The organism is Mycobacterium sp. (genome assembly GCF_035314665.1).
In the GTDB taxonomy this organism is placed as follows: domain Bacteria; phylum Actinomycetota; class Actinomycetes; order Mycobacteriales; family Mycobacteriaceae; genus Mycobacterium.
In genome coordinates this window covers 1-18,274 of record NZ_DATFZD010000295.1, presented here as the reverse complement: position 1 = coordinate 18,274, position 18,274 = coordinate 1, and the positions used below count along the sequence as shown (strand labels likewise).

Genomic DNA, 18,274 nt, shown 5'->3' with positions numbered 1-18,274 from the left:
AGCCCTGTGGCAAGTGGGTCAGCGGTGGTATGCCCGTGGCAGTGGCATACCGAGTTCGGCCAGCACGGCACGCAGCAAGGCGGGGTAGTTGGTGATGATGCCGTCGACGCCGTCGGCGATCAGGGCTCGCATGTCGTTTGCTTCATCGACCGTCCACGGAATGATGCTGAGCCCCAACGAATGTGCCCGGTCGACGAAAGACTTGTCGACCAAAGAGTGATCGGGCGAAAGGATATTCGCGCCGACCAGCGTGGCCCCGATCACCGGATCGCCGACGACCGCGGGGTTAACACCCGCCAGCCAGGGCGAATCCGGAACCCAGGTCTGCTCATCCCATAGCGTCACCAGAGGAATCGATGGCTCGGCCTGGTGCACCAGCGGCAACGTTCGCCAGTCAAAACTCTGGATCTCCACCCGGCCGACCGCGCCCGCCGCCCGGACGGCCGCCAGCACCACATCGACGAACTCCTGCGGATCGGCGGATATGGTCGGGCGATCGGCGGCGACCTTGGTTTCGATGTTGTAACGCACATCGGCCCGATACGAGTCGGCCAGCGCAAAAACTTCCGGCAAGACGGCTATCTTGGTGCCCCGCACCACTTCAGCGTTCGGAAATTGGCTGTTTGGCTTGCCGCAGTCCAGCGTGCGGATCTGCGCCAGGGTCAAATCGTGGATGAGTTTTCCGACGTAGGGATACGACGGATCGCCGGCGAATGCCGGCCCGGTGTCGGCGCACTGTTGCGCATCGATGATCGGATCATGCCAAACCAGCGGCTCGCGATCTTTGGTGACGTTGATGTCGAGTTCGAGTGTGCTGACGCCGAGTTCGATCGATTTGGCGAAGGCTCGCAGCGATTCGCCGGTCGCCTGACCGCGGCCACCGGCGTGGGCCTGCAGGTCGAAATCGCGCGACTCCGCGGCCGCGGTCGGCGCCAGCGTGAGCACGACGACAGCGACCAGCACCGCGGCGAGGCGCACGATTAGCTCCTACGCTGACGGGCGATCTCGGCCAGCACCACCCCGGCTGCCACCGAGGCGTTCAACGATTCGGCTGGGCCGGCCATCGGGATGGACACTACCGCGTCGCAATTCTGACGCACCAGCCGCGACAGTCCCTTTCCCTCCGACCCGACGATCACCACCAGTGGACCCTCGGCGTCGAAATCGTCGAGGACGGTATCGCCGTCGGCGTCCAGCCCGATGAGCTGCAGACCGCGATCCGCCCAATCCTTCAGCGTGCGATTGAGGTTGGTGGCGCGCGCGATGGGAATCCGCGCCGCCGCACCAGCGCTGGTCCGCCAGGCCACCGCCGTCACCGAGGCGGAGCGCCGCTGCGGGATCAACACCCCATGACCGGCGAACGCCGCAACCGACCGAACGATCGCACCCAGGTTTCGCGGATCGGAAATGTTGTCCAACGCGACCAGCAGCGCGGGCGGGGTGTCCAAGGCTATCTCGAGCAACTCGTCGGGATGCAGGTACTCGTAGGGAGGTACCTGTAACGCGATGCCTTGGTGCAGACCGTTGGTGGTCATCCTATCCATGTCGGTGCGCGGCACTTCGAGAATCGCAATACCGGAATCGGCTGCCAGGGTTACGGATTCGGTTAGCCGCTCGTCGGCCTGGGCTCCCAGCGCAACGTAGAGGGCCGTCGCGGGAACACCGGCGCGCAGGCATTCCAGCACCGGGTTTCGGCCCAGCACCGTCTCGGCGTCGTCGCTGCGTTTGGTGGGGCGGCGCTCCTGCGCCTTCTGCCGCTTGGCGGCCGGATGGTGAGGCCGCATGTGCGCGGGCGGAGTGGCGCCGCGGCCTTCCAGCCCCCGGCGTCGTTGGCCGCCGGAGCCAACAGTCGGCCCTTTCTTGGTGCCCGCTTTGCGGACCGCCCCGCGGCGTTGCGAGTTACCGGCCATCGGCTTGGGTTCCCAGCGACCACTGCGGGCCGTCGCCGGTGTCGGTGACCTCAATGCCGGCGTCCTTCAACCGATCCCGGATCTCGTCGGCCAGCTTCCAGTCGCGCTGCACGCGGGCCTGTTCGCGCCGCTCCAGCTCTGCGCGCACCAGCACGTCGACCGCTCCCAGCGCCGCGGACGTCTCGTCGCGCGACTCCCAGCGTTCGTCGAGCGGGTCGCAGCCGAAAATGCCCATCATCGCGCGAATCGCCGCGGCATTGGCCAATGCCGTGTCATGCTCGCCGGCGTCAAGCGCCCGGTTGCCCTCCGCACGGGCGCGGTGCACCTCGGCCAGCGCGGCCGGCACCGCGAGATCGTCGTCGAGCGCGGCGGCGAACCGCGGCGTCCACTGTCCGGGTTCGACGGCGCCGACCCGACTACGGACCCGGTGCAGGAAGTCCTCGATCCCGACGTAGGCGTTGACGGCGTCCTGCAACGCGGTCTCGGAGAACTCCAGCATCGAACGGTAATGCGCGCTACCCAGGTAGTAGCGCAGCTCGGCGGGCCGAACACGCTGCAACATGGCGGGGATCGACAACACGTTGCCCAGCGACTTGCTCATTTTCTCGCCACCCATGGTGACCCAGCCGTTGTGCAACCAGTACCTGGCGAACCCGTCGCCGGCGGCACGGGCTTGAGCGATCTCGTTCTCGTGATGCGGGAAAACCAAATCCATTCCCCCGCAATGGATATCGAACTCAGCGCCCAGATATTCGTGTGCCATCGCCACGCATTCGGTATGCCAGCCGGGGCGTCCGCGGCCCCACGGCGTGGGCCATGAAGGCTCACCGGGCTTGGCACTCTTCCACAGCGTGAAGTCGCGCTCATCGCGCTTGCCGGTGGCCACGCCCTCGCCTTGGTGGACGTCGTCGATCTTGTGTCCGGACAGCTGGCCGTATTCGGGGTAGCTCTGTACGTCAAAGTAGACGTCGCCGCAGCCGGTATAGGCGTTGCCGGAATCGATCAGCCGCTGGATCAACTCGACCATCTGAGTGATGTGGCCGGTGGCCCGCGGCTCGGCCGACGGCGGCAACACGCCGAGGGCGTCGTAGGCGGCGCTGAACGCACGCTCGTAGGTGGCCGCCCACTCCCACCACGGCCGGCCTGCCGCGGCGGCCTTGTTGAGGATCTTGTCGTCGATGTCGGTGACGTTGCGGATGAATGCGACGTCGCAGCCATGCGCCATCAGCCAGCGGCGCAGGATGTCGAAAGCCACGCCACTGCGCACGTGGCCGATGTGCGGCAGACCTTGCACGGTGGCGCCACACAGGTAGATGGAGACGTGCCCGGGCCGCATCGGCACGAAATCGCGCACGACACCCGTCGCGGTGTCGTGTAGCCGCAGGTGGGCGCGATCGGTCACGACGTGCCAGCTTACCGGGCTGTGCCCGTTGCCCATGAGCGGCGCGGTGCCGTCGTGCCGTTTCCGATCACAAAGCTCACCGGATAGCGCATCCGTTCTCGCGGGCAAGCAAAACGATCAGCGGGAGCCGAAAGGTCGCCGTCAACGCGTCGGCTGGCCGGCGGGTCCGTCGACTTCGACCAACAAAGCCGTCGCAATCGCGGCCCGGCCCTCACCGCGCCCGGTCAGCCCCAGCCCGTCGGTGGTGGTGGCCGACACCGACACCGGCGCATCCAGCAGGTCCGACAACACCCGTTGCGCCTCGGCACGGCGCCGGCCGACTCTGGGTTTATTGCCGATGACCTGCACCGCCGCGTTGCCGACCCGGTAACCGTGCCGGGCGATCAGCTCGGCGACATGGCGCAGCATGTCTACTCCGCTGACGCCGGCCCACCGTGGGTCATCGACACCGAACACGTCGCCGATGTCCCCCAGCCCGGCCGCGGACAGCAGAGCGTCGCACAATGCGTGCACGGCCACATCGCCGTCGGAGTGCCCGGCGCACCCGTCGACGTCGGGAAACAGCAGACCCAGCAGCCAGCACGGCCTACCGGCCTCTATCACGTGCACGTCGGTGCCCAGACCGACTCGGAGGTTCACTGCTGCACAATCGCTTGCGCCAGCAATATGTCCCACCGAGTGGTGATCTTGAAGGCCAGCGGGTCGCCCTCGACTACCTGCACCTGACCCCCGATGTGCTCGACCAAGGACGCGTCGTCGGTAAAATCCGCCCCGGTAACGTCGGCGGCTCGCTGGTAGGCACGCAGCAGCAACTCGGTGGCAAACCCCTGCGGCGTCTGTACCGCTCGCAGGCCGGCCCGGTCCGGCGTCCCCAACACCACTCCGTTGGCGTCGACGGCCTTGACGGTGTCGGAAACCGGCAGCGCGGGCACCACAGCCAAATGCCCGGCCCGCAGCGCCTCGACCACGCGGACCACCAACGCGGGCGGCGTCAGCGCCCGGGCGGCGTCATGGACCAGCACGAAGTCGGGTTCTTCCGAGTCGGCGATCGCCGTCAATGCCCGGCCGACCGACTCGCGCCGATTGGCCCCTCCGGCGACGATGGTCGCTTCGCGGCCGAGGATTAATTTGGCCTGGCCGGTGCGCTCGGCCGGTACCGCGACCACGACGCGGTCGACGACACCGGACTTCAGCAGGCCACTGACAGCGCGTTCAACCAGGGTGTGGCCGTCAAGGTGAAAGAACGCCTTCGGGACACCCGCGGCCAGCCGTTGGCCCGACCCGGCGGCCGGGACCACCGCGACTGTGCCCGTCACCCCGGCCCCCGCGCGTTAGGAATTCAAGACGCGGCGGCCAGAACCTCATCGAGGATGGTCTCCGCTTTGGCGTCGTCGGTGCTCTCCGCCAGTGCCAGCTCGCCGACCAGAATCTGCCGGGCCTTGGCCAGCATGCGCTTCTCACCGGCGGACAGGCCGCGTTCCTGGTCGCGGCGCCACAAATCGCGCACAACCTCGGCGACCTTGTTCACGTCGCCGGAGGCCAGCTTCTCCAAGTTGGCCTTGTAGCGGCGGGACCAGTTGGTCGGCTCTTCGGTGTGCGGCGCACGAAGCACCTGGAACACCTTGTCCAGACCTTCCTGGCCAACCACGTCGCGGACGCCGACGTATTCGGCGTTCTCAGCGGGTACTCGAACGGTCAGGTCGCCCTGCGCCACCTTCAAGACGAGATATTCCTTTTGTTCCCCTTTGATGGTTCGGGTTTCGATCGCCTCGATCAACGCAGCACCGTGGTGTGGATAGACAACGGTGTCTCCGACCGCAAAATTCATCAGTTTCGAGCCCCTTTCGTTACTCCATGCTAACACGCCGCGCCAACACGTGCGGAACAACGGTGCAGGTCAGGGGCACCGCACGTGAAGACAGGGGGTTGACAGACAGCAAAATTCATGCAAGGCACCGACCTAACGGGAACCCGTTGGGCGCCCCCCGGAAGCTCCAGGTTTGCGCTGTTCGGCACGGTCAAGATCATACTGCCCTGCGCTGATCCCCGTGCCGTCGCCCTCCTAAAGCCCTCGGCTATCGCCCGCTTTGCCGACCTACTACTGTGCATAGTCGAACGTTTAGCCAAGAGGGCACCGTGCCATTGAGTAGGCCGAGCAGGAGGCTTGAAGTGAATCGCTTCGACTACCGCGACTCGATACCCCGCTCCAGCCGCCGCTCAAGGGTCGCCTCGCTCGCGGCGGGTGGCCTCATCGGCGCGGTCGCACTGGCCGGCTGTAGCGCCGGTCAGCTCTCGCAAACCGCCAGCCAGGAGTCCGCGGTCGACGGTAACCAGGCGGTGATCAACAACGTCGCCCTGCGCAATGTGCATATCCAGGCGCAGCAGAGCACCGACTTTCTGCGCCCGGGCGCAACCGTGGACCTGGTGCTGGTGGCGGTTAACCAGTCGCCGGACGTCACCGACAAGCTGGTCGGCATCTCCACCGACATCGGCCAGGTGACCGTGACCGGCGACCCCACTTTGCCTCCAAGTGGGACGCTCTTCGTGGGCACTCCCCGCGGCCAGAACGGGAAGGCCGTCGAGGCCGTCGAGGCCGCCAAGTCCGTCAAAGCGACGGTGGCGCTGACTAAGCCGATCACCAACGGCCCGAACTACAACTTCACCTTCAATTTCGAGAAGGCCGGGAGTGTCAGCCTGGCGGTGCCGATTTCGGCGCCCGAGGGCCCGCCGTTATAGGCCGAGCATCCCCAGGATTGTCGGATCCGCCGGATACCGTCAACGCGTGGCCAAGGCGCGCTCGCAGTATCGCTGTTCGGAATGCCGCCATGTCACCGCCAAGTGGGTGGGACGCTGCCTGGAGTGCGGCACCTGGGGCTCCGTCGACGAGGTGGCGGTGCTCAGCGCCGTCCGAAGCGCCACCAGCCAGGCGCTAGTCCCGTCCTCGGCTGCGGTTCCGATCAGCTCGATCGAGCCCGACGGCACCCGTCACTGCCCTACCGGTATCGATGAGCTCGACCGGGTGCTGGGCGGCGGCGTCGTGCCGGGCTCGGTTACCCTGCTCGCCGGCGATCCGGGGGTGGGTAAGTCGACGCTGCTGCTCAAGGTCGCCCACCAATGGGCGACGACCGGGCGGCGCGCGCTGTACATCTCCGGCGAGGAATCGCGCGGCCAGATCCGGATGCGCGCAGAGCGGACCGGCTGCAGCCATCACGAGCTGTACCTGGCCGCCGAATCCGACCTGCAGGCAGTGTTCGGTCACATCGAGGCGGTGCAGCCCACCCTGGTCGTCGTCGACTCGGTGCAGACCATGTCCAGCGCCGACGCCGACGGCGTCACCGGTGGTGTCACCCAGGTGCGGGCGGTGACGACCGCGCTGACCGCCGCGGCGAAAACCACCGGCGTGCCGCTGATCCTCGTCGGCCATGTCACCAAGGACGGGGCCATCGCGGGACCCCGCTCGCTTGAACACCTGGTCGACGTCGTGCTGCATTTCGAAGGCGACCGCAACTCGCTGCTGCGGATGGTGCGCGGTGTGAAGAATCGATTCGGCGCAGCCGATGAAGTCGGCTGCTTTCTGTTGCAGGACAATGGGATTGAAGGCGTCGCCGATCCGTCGGGGCTTTTCCTGGATCAGCGACCGCAGCCCGTCGCCGGTACCGCTATCACGGTGACCCTCGACGGCAAACGTCCCCTGATCGGCGAAGTCCAGGCGCTGCTGGCCACCCCCTCGGGTAGCTCACCGCGACGCGCCGTCAGCGGGATCGACCATGCCCGGGCAGCGATGATCGCCGCGGTGCTGGAAAAACACGCCCGCCTCAAGATCGCCGTCAACGACGTCTACCTGTCCACGGTGGGCGGTATGCGGCTGACCGATCCGTCATCGGACCTGGCGGTCGCGATCGCACTGGCGTCGGCCTACGTCAACCTGCCGTTGCCGGCCACCGCGGTGATGATCGGTGAAGTCGGTTTGGCGGGCGATTTGCGGCGGGTCGGCGGCATGGAGCGCAGGCTGGCCGAAGCCGCTCGGCAAGGGTTTACGACGGCGCTGATCCCGCCGGGCTGCGATGTGGTGCCGACGGGTTTGCAGGCGCTGGAGGCGGCCACGATCGTCGCAGCGCTGGAGCACATGCTCGACATCGCCGAACATCGCGCCAGCGCACCAACGCCACCGCATCGGCTAGATGTAGCGCAGAATGACTAGCGATGACCGTTGGCAAGGTAACGACAATTGGCGCCGCGCCCCCGCCGCGTCCCACCCTGCGTGAAGCCGTCGCACGGCTGGCGCCGGGAACCGCGCTGCGCGACGGCCTAGAACGCATCCTGCGGGGCCGGACCGGTGCCCTGATAGTCCTCGGCTACGACGACAGCGTCGAAGCGATCTGCGACGGCGGCTTCTCGCTCGACGTGCGCTATGCGCCGACCAGGTTGCGGGAGCTGTGCAAGATGGACGGCGCGGTGGTGCTGTCCACCGACGGCAGCCGGATCCTGCGAGCCAACGTGCAGCTGGTGCCCGACCCGTCCATACCCACCGACGAGTCCGGCACCCGGCATCGCTCGGCCGAGCGGGCCGGCATCCAGACCGGCTACCCGGTGATCTCGGTCAGCCATTCGATGAGCATCGTGACCGTCTACCTCTCCGGCGAACGCCACGTGCTGGCCGACTCGGGGACCATCCTGTCGCGGGCGAACCAGGCCATCGCCACGCTGGAGCGGTATAAGACCCGGCTCGACGAGGTCAGCGGACAACTGTCGCGAGCCGAGATCGAGGACTTCGTCACGCTGCGCGACGTGATGACGGTGGTGCAGCGGCTCGAGTTGGTCCGCCGGATCGGTCTGGTGATCGACTACGACGCCGTCGAGCTGGGCACCGATGGACGTCAGCTGCGGCTTCAGCTGGAGGAACTTCTCGGTGGCAACGACACCGACCGCGAGCTGATCGTGCGCGACTACCACGCCAACCCCGAACCGTTGTCCAAGCAGGAGATGGGGGAAATCCTTACCGAGCTGGATGAGCTGTCCGACGCCGAGCTGCTCGACTTCACCTCGCTGGCAAAGGTTTTCGGGTACCCGTCGACGGATGAGGCCCAAGACTCGGCGATGAGCTCACGGGGTTATCGCGCGATGGCCGGTATCCCCCGGTTGCAGTTCGCGCACGCCGACCGGCTGGTCCGGGAGTTCGGGTCGCTGCAGGGTCTGCTGGCGGCCAGCGCCAGCGATCTCGAGGCGGTCGAGGGGATCGGCACGATCTGGGCGCGGCAGGTGCGCGAGGGGCTCTCGCATCTGGCTGAGTCGACGATCGCCGACCCGCTCGGCTAGCCGCCCGGGCCGGGCGGCGGACCCGGCGGCGGCCCGACGGGTAGCGGGCCGGGTACCCCGGGTGCCGGCGGCGGAGGCGCGGCGCCCGGTGGTGGCGGCGGCGCCAGGATGAACGGGACCGCTGCCGAGCGCAGGTTTCCCAGTTGCACGACGAGGTTGTAGGTACCGGGGCCGATCGGCGGCCGGGGCAGCGGACAGTGCGGGGCCGACCCCATGCCGGTCCAGGTCACGGCGGTCGTCACCTGCTCGCCGGGCGCGAACGTCTTGACCAGCGTCTCGTTGGAGGGCGCGCAGTCCAGGTTGGACCACAACCGCTTGTTGTCCAGCGAATAGACGTAGGCCGCCAGCACGGCCGCACCCACGTCGCGCTTGCAGGCCACCAGCCCGATGTTGGTCACGACCATCGTGAATTTCGGCTGGTCACCGATGACGAATTGGGGCGCGTTGGTCAGGCCTAGCACTGCCAGTGTGGAATCGGGGCAGTCATCGCCCGCCTTCAGTACCGGCGGCGGCTGTACGGCTGCCGTTGGTGTCTCGGCAGGCTGGTCTGGGTTTTGTCCGGCCGGCGGCACCACCGGGGACTTGACCTCGGGGGGCGCCCCGGCCTCGGGTTTCTGCGCGGCCGTGGCGCCGGTCTTGCCACCGGCGTTGGCTCCGGCGCTGCTGCTCAGGACGGCGACGATGATCGCGATCACGATGCCGACTGCGACGACCGCAATGCCCAACGCCAATCCCCGGCGTCGCCAGTAGATCTCGGGCGGTAGCGGGCCATGCGGTTCCAGATCCAGCACATTCACACCGTAAGCCCAGGTCACGCAGACAGGTCCGACCCGACTCGGCGTGTCGCCCAGTTAACTGAGGTCGGCACTGGTAGCGCGTTGGCCCGAAACCCGGCACGCGGTGCGCCAGAAAGCAACTCGTCGTCGTTTGAAGCTGGTCAGCGCCAGCACCGGCGGAGCACCGAGCGCGGAAAGCCTGCGGGTGCCCTCGATACCGTCGACCCGCTTCTTCCGCAGATCCATCAGCACTGATCGGCCAGGGGCGTTCCAACGCCGAAATCGCCTAGGAGGTATGTATTTCCGAGCTGATCGTGAAAAGTCACACCGCGGTATTCGACCTGAATCAGGTCAGTGGGTTGCGGCGACCTTTTCCCCGACCTCACCGATCACCTCGCGCACCTGCACCTTCCCGTCGGCGAGATGATAGGTGGCACCTACAATCGCCAGGTCTCCGGCGGCCACCGCTTCGGCAATGGTCGCGGAGCGGGCGAGCAGCTGCGAGCCGGTCTCAACCACATGGCGCGCCTCGAACTCGTCGGCACGCTTCAGGCCTTCGCGGCGACCCAGCAGGATCGACGGCGCCACCCGCTCGACCACGTCGCGCACATAGCCGCCCGGCAGCGCGCCGTCGTCGAGCGCCGCGATCGTCGCCTTTACCGCACCGCAGCTGTCATGGCCGAGGACGACGATCACCGACACGCCCAGCGCCGTCACCGCGAACTCGAGTGAACCCAACACGGCGGAGTCCATCACGTGCCCGGCTGTGCGGACCACGAACATATCGCCCAGACCCTGATCGAAGATCAGCTCGGCAGCCACCCGGCTGTCGCCACAGCCGAACAGCGCCGCGGTGGGTTTCTGACCTTTAGCCAGACTGGCCCGGTGCTCGATGCTCTGGCTGGGGTGTTCGGGCTGGCCGGCGACGAACCGCTCGTTACCCTCTTTGAGTGCTTTCCACGCGGTCGCGGGATCGGTATTGGGCATGGCCCACATTCTGCCGCAGCCGCCGATGAACACTGCTGGAGCAAAGTGAACATCTCGCCAACGGAACTCCTCGATTGGTACGACCAATCGCGGCGCGATCTGCCGTGGCGCGATCCCGGCGTCACCCCGTGGCAGATCCTGGTCAGCGAGTTCATGTTGCAGCAGACACCGGTGTCGCGGGTGCTGCCGATCTGGTGCGACTGGGTGGTGCGGTGGCCGACGCCCTCGGCGACGGCGGCGGCCGGTGCGGCAGACGTGGTGCGCGCCTGGGGCAAGCTGGGCTATCCACGGCGGGCCAAACGCCTGCACGAGTGCGCGACCGTGATCGCCCGCGACCACGGTGACGTGGTTCCCGACGACGTTGACATCCTGCTGACGCTGCCCGGGGTTGGCAGCTACACCGCCCGCGCGGTGGCGTGCTTCGCCTACCATCAGCCGATGCCGGTGGTGGATACCAATGTGCGCCGGGTGGTGGCCCGGGTTGTGCACGGCCGGGCCGACGCTGCGGCGGCGTCGGCAGTCCGCGATCACACCGATGTATCCGCGCTGCTGCCCAATGATTCTTCCGCGCATCGGTTTTCGGCTGCGCTGATGGAACTCGGCGCGATCGTGTGCACCGCGCGAACGCCGCGATGTGGCCTGTGCCCGCTGAGTGGGTGCCGATGGCGGCAGGCCGGCTACCCTCCCGCGCAGGGGCCGGCGCGACGTCCGCAGGCCTATGCCGGCACAGACCGTCAGGTTCGCGGTCGGTTGTTGGATGTCCTGCGCGGCAACGAATTCCCGGTTACCCGCGCCGAACTGGACGTCGCTTGGCTTACGGATACCGAGCAGCGCGAACGAGCGCTGAATTCACTGCTTGCCGATGGCCTGGTGACACAGACGATCGACGGTCGGTTCGCGTTGGCCGGTGAAGAGAGTTAGAGCGCAGCGATAAACGCTTCCACCGCTTGCCGATAAACCTCCGGCGCCTCGTCGTGAACCAAGTGACCTGCCCCGGGCACGTGTAAATACCCTGCCCGATAACCATTTTCGCTCATCGAGCGCATCTGGCCGGCAGGAGTAACCGAATTGCCGGCCTCGATCAGCAGAACGGGCGATCGAACAGCTTTCCACTGCGCCCAATAGTCGCGGGTGCCCCACTCGGCGGCGATCTCGATCCACCGCGAGGTGTGGCCGTGCAGTTGCCAACCGGTGGGGGTTCGGTCGAATGCCTCCAGGAAGTACTGTCCCGCGACCGGCCCGAATTCGGCGAATACCTTTTCGGCAGAGTCGAATTCGACAGGCAGATTGTGCAGCCACGGCTCCCACGGGCCGGTGGTGCGGCCGCGGAAGTCCGGAGCCATGTCTTCGACCACCAGCGCCGAAACAAGGTCGGGGCGTTCGGCGGCCAAGCACCAGGAGTGCAACCCGCCCATGGAATGCCCGACCAACCGTGCCGGCACTCCCAGCCCGGCCACCGCGTCACCGAGGTCGGCGACAAAGCGTTCGGTGCTGATCGGGTAGGGATCGGCCACGTCACGTCCGCGGTGCCATGGCGCGTCGTAGGTGTAGACGGCGCCCAGCCCGGTCAGCCACGGCAGCTGACGAGGCCAGGTACTGCCACGGCCCATCAGGCCGTGCACCAAGACCACCGGGTCACCTCGTCCACCGCGATGGGTCAGCAGGTCGGCCGCCATCAGCGGCACGGTAGCCTAACGGCATGCCAGTGGTGAAGATCAACGCAATTGAGGTGCCTGCGGACGCAGGTCCCGAACTGGAGAAGCGGTTCGCTCATCGTGCGCACGCGGTCGAGAACTCGCCGGGCTTCCTCGGCTTTCAGCTGCTCCGCCCGATCAAGGGCGAAGACCGCTACTTCGTCGTGACGCACTGGGAATCCGAAGAGGCATTCCAGGCGTGGGCTAGCGGGCCGGCGATCGAGGCCCACGCCGGCCACCGGGCCAACCCCGTGGCGACCGGTGCGTCGTTGCTGGAATTCGAGGTTGTGTTGGACGTTGCCGGCAATCGCCAGCAGGGCGAGTAAGCCCAGCCCGCGTCAGGTCGGGCACCGCGTCGCGGCATTGACGGCCGCCGCGCTGATCGGTGTCCTGGCCCCGGGTTGCGCTCCGCCTCCAACGCCGTCCGCCAACGCAGCGGGCGCGGGCCGGCAGATCAACATGAGGACTCCGGCCGGTCTGCGTGCCCAGCAGACGCTGGACATGCTCAACTCCGACTGGCCCATCGGCCCGATCGGAGTCGCCACCCTCGCTACCGGCAACATGGTCAAGCCAATCGAGACCAGCATGGAAAGACTTTGGTGGGACCGGCCGTTCACGCTGAGCGGGGTCGACATCAAAGCGGGCGCGGCCACACTGCAGCTGATCACGTCCTACGGTGGGCGACAGGACATTCGGATCCACACCGGCGACGACACATTGGTGGACGGATTCGACGTCACCACACAGCCGCCGACGATCTCCTCGTGGCATGACATCGATACCGTGATGGGCAAGACCGATGCTCGCTACTCGTGGCAGGTCGCCAAGGTCAACGACGGGCAATGCGACCGGGTGGCCGGCACAAATACTGCAGAGTCGCTGCCGTTGGCATCGATCTTCAAGTTGTATGTGCTCTATGCCGTGGCCGATGCGGTCAAGGCCGGAACCGTGTCCTGGGACGACCAGCTGACCGTCACTGACAAGGGCAAGGCGGTCGGTTCGGGGATGGATTTACCCGTGGGAGCGCATATTTCGGTGCGAACCGCCGCCGAGAAGATGATTGCCACCAGCGACAACATGGCCACCGACATGCTGATCGGAAAAGTCGGTACCCAGGCCGTCGACAGCGCGCTGGCCGAGGCAGGCCATCACGACCCCGCCGCGATGACGCCCTTCCCGACCATGTACGAGTTGTTCTCGGTCGCTTGGGGGCGGCCGGATCTGCGCGCGCAGTGGAAGCAGGCCAACCCGCAAACAAGGGCGCAACTGCTACAGCAGGTTAATTCCCGTGTCTATCAACCGGATCCGATGCGCGCCCACGTGCCGGCCTCGGGTTACGGCGCGGAATGGTATGGCAGCGCAGAGGATATCTGCCGGGTGCATGCGGCGCTGCAGGCCGGCGCGGTGGGCAACGCCGCACCCGTCAAGCGGATCCTAGATGCCGCTCCGGGCATCAATCTGGATCGGCGGGACTGGCCGTACATCGGCGCGAAAGCCGGTGGGCTGCCGGGTGACCTCACGTTCAGCTGGTACGCCGTCGACCGGACCGGACAGCCGTGGGTGGTGAGTTTCCAGCTGAACTGGCCGCGGGATCACGGGCCCAGCGTGACCGGCTGGATGCTGCAGGTCGCCAAACAGGTCTTCGCGCTGCTGCCCGCGCAAGGGTGAGTCCGCTGAGTCAGCGATGTTGCCGCCTCCGGCCACGGGATGCTCGAAAGCATCGAGAACGTCTAATCGTTCTAACCAACGACACAGCCACATAATTGGCGTTCGTGCGTGGCATACCCAGGGCGGGGCACATCGGCGCACAGGGGCTCAGGAGCCACGGGATGCCGAAGGCCATCGCGACATTACGCGCAGCGCCGTAGACGCGCGACCAGTGGACCCGCAGCTAAGGGCCACCCATGCGGGGCTTTCCACAGGGTGCCCTAGGGAAACCTCACCAGATCAGACCAAGCAGATTGACGAGATCTGACCCGAAGCGTGTGGAGAAGTTGGCGAGATCTTCCCCGAGCACGCTGAGGCCTTCTGGCCCGAAGAGGCCAGGCAAGTCGAGCCCGACGATATCTGACGCAATAGCTGAGGCTGGGGAACCTGACTCCAAGGAGCCGACGATATCTGCGGTTGTAGGCAAGCCGAGCAGTAATCCATGTGAGAAGTACGGCCCACCGTCAGGTGTCAGGCCTGAATAACCGTCGTTGACAATCGGCTGCAGCACCGAGTTGAGGTCGTTGACGATTTGTGTTGGGACGCCAATCTGCTCAAGCGGCAGCAACATCGGCAGAGTCGATGAGGGGACCATATAGGTGGTGATCGTGCCGCCCAAGGAGTCGGTCACGCTAGACAGCTCAACCGCATCCGACAGCGCGACGAGTGATGTCGCGTCGTGGACGTACAACGCCCCGAATACCGAGTTCAAATCCGCCAGGAGATCCCAAGGTCGGTCAGGCGGATCGCCCCAGAAATCGTACTGGCCGAACACCACGCTGACGTCGTACTGGGTGTCAGGTAGATCCCCGACCGTGTAGTTGGCCACAGGTACGGTGGTCCCAACCGGCAGGTAGGTGCCCGCAAAGCCAAGCTCGGGGTTGGAGAAAATGGCGAACTGTAGGTCATGGGCCGGCGGAGCGCTCGGGTCAGTTGCCAGATAAGCCAACTCGCGGTCGACAACAATGGTTCCCTCTGACAGCGCCGCAATGTCCACCGGGGATCCGTTACCGTTGGCGACCGCGTTCATGATCTGGTCATTGAGTTCCTGCTGTCCCATGGCGATGGCTTCGTTGGCAGTGGGAGCAGCCAAGCTGCCGCTCAGGATGCCAATACTGGCCGGGTAGTCGACAACCTGAGCCGTGCTGCCGGGGAACCAGTTCTCCCCGATGGCATGGTTGAGCAGGTCGTAGCCCTGCAGAATTGACACGGAACTTGGCCCAGGGATGCCGCCCTTAAGGTAATTCTGTCCTAGGTAGGGCAACTCAGTAATGAAGTTCGGTTCGTAAAGCGGTCCGGCACCGGGGACCGTAATCCTCGTGTCTGCCTGCACGCGCGGCATCGAGACGATCCCGACGCCAATCATTGCGGAAGCTGCAGCCCCGGCCAACGCAGCGGCTGGAAAAATTCGTGACGACGTCGTCATGTGGCCCCTACCTTTTGCTTTCTCGCAGGGTGATTGGTGTCTTGTAGCGTGTTTTCGCGTCACTTTCCAGTAGCGGAGCGAGCTGTAGTTCGAGGCCCGCTAAATGTATCGCCGCGGCTTAGCCTGCGGGGTGAAGTTGGCCGCTTGGCAAAGGTTCTGTGCCGTGGTGGTGCCCGGCAACACTGACGGGCGGTCGGACGAATTCGACGGCGCCGCTCTCGGTGAATCCGCATATGACGCGGATTCGCCATTCGTAGCTCACGGGGATGAGGTCGTCATCTTTCGGGTCGAACGGGATCACGTTGAACCAGCCAGACAGTGGATCAACCTGATCCCCGGGCTGCGCGCCACTGTGAACCCCGCGACAGAGCACGCCGCGATCCGATCGCGCGATTCACAGTGGACGAGAAATGGGCGGTCACCCGATCGGGTGACCGCCCATCAGGTTGTCCTTCGCCGCTATTGCGCGGTCGTCCCCGGACCGCCGGCGGCGTGGGCACCGGCCTTGGCCAGATCCGGCTCGACGGGCTCGGCCGGCTTACGGCGCCCGGTAAAGGTGAACTTCGCGTCCTCTCCGGCACCCTCGCCGTCCCAGTTGTCCACGTCCACGGTGACAATCTGGCCCGGACCGACCTCCTCGAACAGGATCTTCTCGGACAGCTGGTCCTCGATCTCCCGCTGGATGGTGCGTCGCAGCGGGCGAGCGCCCAGCACCGGGTCGAAGCCACGCTTGGCCAGCAACGACTTGGCCTTGTCGGTCAGCTCCAGCGCCATGTCTTTGCCCTTGAGCTGCTTTTCGACCCTGCCGATCATCAGGTCGACCATCCGGATGATCTCGTCGCGAGTCAGCTGGCGGAACACGATGACCTCGTCGATGCGGTTGAGGAACTCCGGCCGGAAGTGCTTCTTCAGCTCGTCGTTGACCTTCTGCTTCATCCGCTCGTAGTCGTTCTCGCCACCGCCCTGGGTGAAGCCCAGGCCGACCGCCTTGGAGATGTCGGCCGTGCCCAGGTTGGACGTGAAGATCAACACGGTGTTCTTGAAGTCCACCGTGCGGCCCTGCCCGTCGGTCAGCCGGCCGTCCTCGAGCACCTGCAACAGGCTGTTGTAGATCTCCTGATGCGCCTTCTCGATCTCGTCGAACAGCACCACCGAGAACGGCTTGCGCCGCACCTTCTCGGTGAGCTGGCCGCCCTCCTCGTAGCCGACGTATCCCGGCGGGGCACCGAACAACCGCGACGCGGTGAACCGGTCGTGGAACTCGCCCATGTCGATCTGGATCAGCGCGTCGTCGTCACCGAACAGGAAGTTGGCCAGCGCCTTGGACAGCTCGGTCTTACCCACACCGGACGGGCCGGCGAAGATGAACGAACCGGACGGGCGCTTGGGGTCCTTCAGCCCGGCGCGGGTACGACGAATCGCCTTGGACACGGCCTTGACGGCGTCGTCCTGGCCGATGATCCGCTTGTGCAGCTCGTCTTCCATCCGCAGCAGCCGGGTGGTCTCGGCCTCGGTGAGCTTGACCACCGGGATGCCGGTCCAGTTGCCGAGCACCTCGGCGATCTCGTTGTCGTCGACCTCGGCGACCACATCCATATCGCCTGAACGCCACTGCTTTTCGCGTTCAGCGCGCTGGCCCACCAGCTGCTTCTCGCGATCCCGCAGGCTGGCCGCCTTCTCGAAGTCCTGGGCGTCGATCGCCGATTCCTTCTCGCGGCGCGCCTCGGCGATCTTCTCGTCGAACTCACGCAGGTCTGGCGGCGCGGTCATCCGGCGGATCCGCATCCGGGCGCCCGCCTCGTCGATCAGGTCGATCGCCTTGTCCGGCAGGAACCGGTCGTTGATGTAGCGGTCGGCCAGGGTGGCAGCGGCCACGATCGCGCTATCGCTGATCGACACCCGGTGGTGCGCCTCGTAGCGGTCCCGCAGGCCTTTGAGGATCTCGATGGTGTGTTCCACCGTCGGCTCGCCGACCTGAACCGGCTGGAAGCGGCGCTCCAGCGCGGCGTCCTTCTCGATGTACTTGCGGTACTCGTCGAGGGTGGTGGCGCCGATGGTTTGCAGCTCGCCGCGGGCCAGCTTGGGCTTCAGGATCGACGCCGCGTCGATCGCGCCCTCGGCGGCCCCGGCACCGACCAGCGTGTGCAGCTCGTCGATGAACAGGATGATGTCGCCGCGGGTGTTGATCTCCTTGAGCACCTTCTTCAGGCGCTCCTCGAAGTCACCGCGGTAGCGGCTGCCCGCCACCAGCGATCCCAGGTCGAGTGTGTAGAGCTGCTTGTCCTTCAGCGTCTCGGGCACCTCGCCGTGCACGATGGCCTGCGCCAAACCCTCCACCACGGCGGTCTTGCCGACGCCGGGCTCACCGATCAGCACCGGGTTGTTCTTGGTGCGACGGCTCAGCACCTGCATCACCCGCTCGATTTCCTTCTCGCGGCCGATGACGGGGTCGAGCTTGCCTTCCATCGCGGCGGCGGTCAGGTTGCGGCCGAACTGGTCGAGCACCAGCGACGTGGACGGGCTGCCGGACTCGCCGCCGCGCCCGCCGGTGCCGGCCTCGGCCGTCTCCTTGCCCTGGTAGCCGGACAGCAGCTGGATCACCTGCTGACGCACCCGGGTCAGCTCAGCGCCCAGCTTCACGAGCACCTGGGCGGCAACGCCTTCGCCCTCACGGATCAAGCCGAGCAGAATGTGCTCGGTGCCGATGTAGTTGTGGCCCAGCTGCAGCGCCTCGCGCAGACTCAGCTCGAGCACCTTCTTGGCGCGCGGGGTGAACGGAATGTGGCCCGACGGCGCCTGCTGGCCCTGGCCGATGATCTCCTCGACCTGGCTGCGGACGCCCTCCAGCGAGATACCCAGCGATTCCAGCGACTTGGCGGCTACACCTTCGCCTTCATGAATAAGACCCAACAGGATGTGCTCAGTGCCGATGTAGTTGTGGTTGAGCATCCGGGCCTCTTCTTGCGCCAGGACGACGACCCTGCGGGCACGGTCGGTAAATCGTTCGAACATCGGTGGTTACCTGCTCTCCCTCACCATCGGTACAACGGACGACA

The 18,274-nt window shown here is 66.1% G+C and carries 16 protein-coding genes and 2 pseudogenes; 6 read left to right on the top strand and 12 right to left on the bottom strand.

What is annotated here, in order from left to right; genetic code table 11:
* Window positions 1-18 precede the first annotated feature (18 nt).
* The 6 genes from VKI00_RS20780 to carD form a co-directional block, all read right to left on the bottom strand.
* A complete protein-coding gene (locus VKI00_RS20780) occupies window positions 19-981 on the bottom strand; it encodes a glycerophosphodiester phosphodiesterase family protein (protein ID WP_414687253.1) in 963 nt (320 codons plus the stop codon).
* Window positions 981-1,910: a 23S rRNA (guanosine(2251)-2'-O)-methyltransferase RlmB gene (rlmB, locus tag VKI00_RS20775; protein ID WP_324440741.1), complete on the bottom strand. Its 930-nt coding sequence runs from the start codon at window positions 1,908-1,910 to the stop codon at window positions 981-983. Before rlmB ends, VKI00_RS20780 begins: the two co-directional genes overlap by 1 nt.
* Window positions 1,900-3,312 carry a cysteine--tRNA ligase gene (cysS, locus tag VKI00_RS20770; protein WP_324440739.1) on the bottom strand — a complete coding sequence of 471 codons (1,413 nt, stop codon included), beginning with the start codon at window positions 3,310-3,312 and terminating at the stop codon, window positions 1,900-1,902. Before cysS ends, rlmB begins: the two co-directional genes overlap by 11 nt.
* A 141-nt stretch (window positions 3,313-3,453) precedes the next feature.
* Entirely contained in the window at window positions 3,454-3,951 is a 498-nt protein-coding gene (gene ispF, locus VKI00_RS20765; RefSeq protein WP_324440737.1) for a 2-C-methyl-D-erythritol 2,4-cyclodiphosphate synthase, read from the bottom strand.
* Window positions 3,948-4,628 carry a 2-C-methyl-D-erythritol 4-phosphate cytidylyltransferase gene (gene ispD, locus VKI00_RS20760; RefSeq protein ID WP_324440735.1) on the bottom strand — a complete coding sequence of 227 codons (681 nt, stop codon included), beginning with the start codon at window positions 4,626-4,628 and terminating at the stop codon, window positions 3,948-3,950. Before ispD ends, ispF begins: the two co-directional genes overlap by 4 nt.
* A 23-nt stretch (window positions 4,629-4,651) precedes the next feature.
* A complete protein-coding gene (gene carD, locus VKI00_RS20755) occupies window positions 4,652-5,140 on the bottom strand; it encodes an RNA polymerase-binding transcription factor CarD (protein WP_324440733.1) in 489 nt (162 codons plus the stop codon).
* 368 nt (window positions 5,141-5,508) lie between these two features.
* On the opposite strand from carD, the gene VKI00_RS20750 reads away from it, so the two are divergent.
* Genes VKI00_RS20750 through disA form a run of 3 tightly spaced genes read left to right on the top strand, consistent with a single transcriptional unit; the run spans window position 5,509 to window position 8,628 of the window.
* Entirely contained in the window at window positions 5,509-6,048 is a 540-nt protein-coding gene (locus tag VKI00_RS20750; protein WP_324440766.1) for a hypothetical protein, read from the top strand.
* Between the two features lie 46 nt (window positions 6,049-6,094).
* Complete coding sequence (radA, locus tag VKI00_RS20745; RefSeq protein ID WP_324440731.1) at window positions 6,095-7,513, top strand: DNA repair protein RadA; 1,419 nt, start codon at window positions 6,095-6,097, stop codon at window positions 7,511-7,513.
* A 2-nt stretch (window positions 7,514-7,515) separates the two neighbouring features.
* Window positions 7,516-8,628: a DNA integrity scanning diadenylate cyclase DisA gene (gene disA / locus VKI00_RS20740; protein WP_324440729.1), complete on the top strand. Its 1,113-nt coding sequence runs from the start codon at window positions 7,516-7,518 to the stop codon at window positions 8,626-8,628.
* Here the strand turns inward: disA and VKI00_RS20735 are convergent.
* The 3 genes and pseudogenes from VKI00_RS20735 to VKI00_RS20725 all read right to left on the bottom strand — a co-directional run bounded on the left by VKI00_RS20735 (window position 8,625) and on the right by VKI00_RS20725 (window position 10,391).
* Window positions 8,625-9,419: a hypothetical protein gene (locus VKI00_RS20735; protein ID WP_324440727.1), complete on the bottom strand. Its 795-nt coding sequence runs from the start codon at window positions 9,417-9,419 to the stop codon at window positions 8,625-8,627. The two genes, disA and VKI00_RS20735, sit on opposite strands and share 4 nt — an antisense overlap.
* A 98-nt stretch (window positions 9,420-9,517) precedes the next feature.
* A pseudogene (locus tag VKI00_RS20730) lies at window positions 9,518-9,656 on the bottom strand (DNA-binding response regulator); the annotation flags it as partial.
* 99 nt (window positions 9,657-9,755) lie between these two features.
* Entirely contained in the window at window positions 9,756-10,391 is a 636-nt protein-coding gene (locus VKI00_RS20725) for a carbonic anhydrase (RefSeq protein WP_324440764.1), read from the bottom strand.
* Between VKI00_RS20725 and VKI00_RS20720 the strand changes: the two are divergent.
* A pseudogene (locus VKI00_RS20720) lies at window positions 10,390-11,312 on the top strand (A/G-specific adenine glycosylase). The gene VKI00_RS20725 and the pseudogene VKI00_RS20720 overlap by 2 nt on opposite strands.
* Here the strand turns inward: VKI00_RS20720 and VKI00_RS20715 are convergent.
* Window positions 11,309-12,076, bottom strand: a complete 768-nt coding sequence (locus tag VKI00_RS20715; protein WP_324440725.1) for an alpha/beta hydrolase — start codon at window positions 12,074-12,076, stop codon at window positions 11,309-11,311. The pseudogene VKI00_RS20720 and the gene VKI00_RS20715 sit on opposite strands and share 4 nt — an antisense overlap.
* A 14-nt stretch (window positions 12,077-12,090) precedes the next feature.
* Between VKI00_RS20715 and mhuD the strand changes: the two genes are divergently transcribed.
* Both mhuD and VKI00_RS20705 read left to right on the top strand, forming a co-directional pair.
* Window positions 12,091-12,411, top strand: a complete 321-nt coding sequence (gene mhuD, locus VKI00_RS20710; RefSeq protein WP_324440723.1) for a mycobilin-forming heme oxygenase MhuD — start codon at window positions 12,091-12,093, stop codon at window positions 12,409-12,411.
* Window positions 12,392-13,753: a serine hydrolase gene (locus VKI00_RS20705; protein ID WP_324440762.1), complete on the top strand. Its 1,362-nt coding sequence runs from the start codon at window positions 12,392-12,394 to the stop codon at window positions 13,751-13,753. Before mhuD ends, VKI00_RS20705 begins: the two co-directional genes overlap by 20 nt.
* A gap of 271 nt (window positions 13,754-14,024) precedes the next feature.
* On the opposite strand, the gene VKI00_RS20700 is transcribed toward VKI00_RS20705, so the two are convergent.
* Complete coding sequence (locus tag VKI00_RS20700; RefSeq protein ID WP_324440721.1) at window positions 14,025-15,218, bottom strand: PE-PPE domain-containing protein; 1,194 nt, start codon at window positions 15,216-15,218, stop codon at window positions 14,025-14,027.
* Window positions 15,219-15,677: 459 nt separating this feature from the next.
* Window positions 15,678-18,230 (bottom strand): ATP-dependent protease ATP-binding subunit ClpC, encoded by a 2,553-nt coding sequence (gene clpC1 / locus VKI00_RS20695; RefSeq protein ID WP_324440719.1) that lies wholly within the window; start codon window positions 18,228-18,230, stop codon window positions 15,678-15,680.
* Window positions 18,231-18,274 lie beyond the last annotated feature (44 nt).

Excerpts from the sequence above, each read along its gene's own strand:
- clpC1 (WP_324440719.1), bottom strand. The coding sequence starts at position 18,230 with ATGTTCGAACGATTTACCGACCGTGCCCGCAGGGTCGTCGTCCTGGCG.
- VKI00_RS20700 (WP_324440721.1), bottom strand. The coding sequence starts at position 15,218 with ATGACGACGTCGTCACGAATTTTTCCAGCCGCTGCGTTGGCCGGGGCT.
- carD (WP_324440733.1), bottom strand. The coding sequence starts at position 5,140 with ATGAATTTTGCGGTCGGAGACACCGTTGTCTATCCACACCACGGTGCT.
- mhuD (WP_324440723.1), top strand. The coding sequence starts at position 12,091 with ATGCCAGTGGTGAAGATCAACGCAATTGAGGTGCCTGCGGACGCAGGT.
- rlmB (WP_324440741.1), bottom strand. The coding sequence starts at position 1,910 with ATGGCCGGTAACTCGCAACGCCGCGGGGCGGTCCGCAAAGCGGGCACC.
- VKI00_RS20725 (WP_324440764.1), bottom strand. The coding sequence starts at position 10,391 with ATGCCCAATACCGATCCCGCGACCGCGTGGAAAGCACTCAAAGAGGGT.
- disA (WP_324440729.1), top strand. The coding sequence starts at position 7,516 with ATGACCGTTGGCAAGGTAACGACAATTGGCGCCGCGCCCCCGCCGCGT.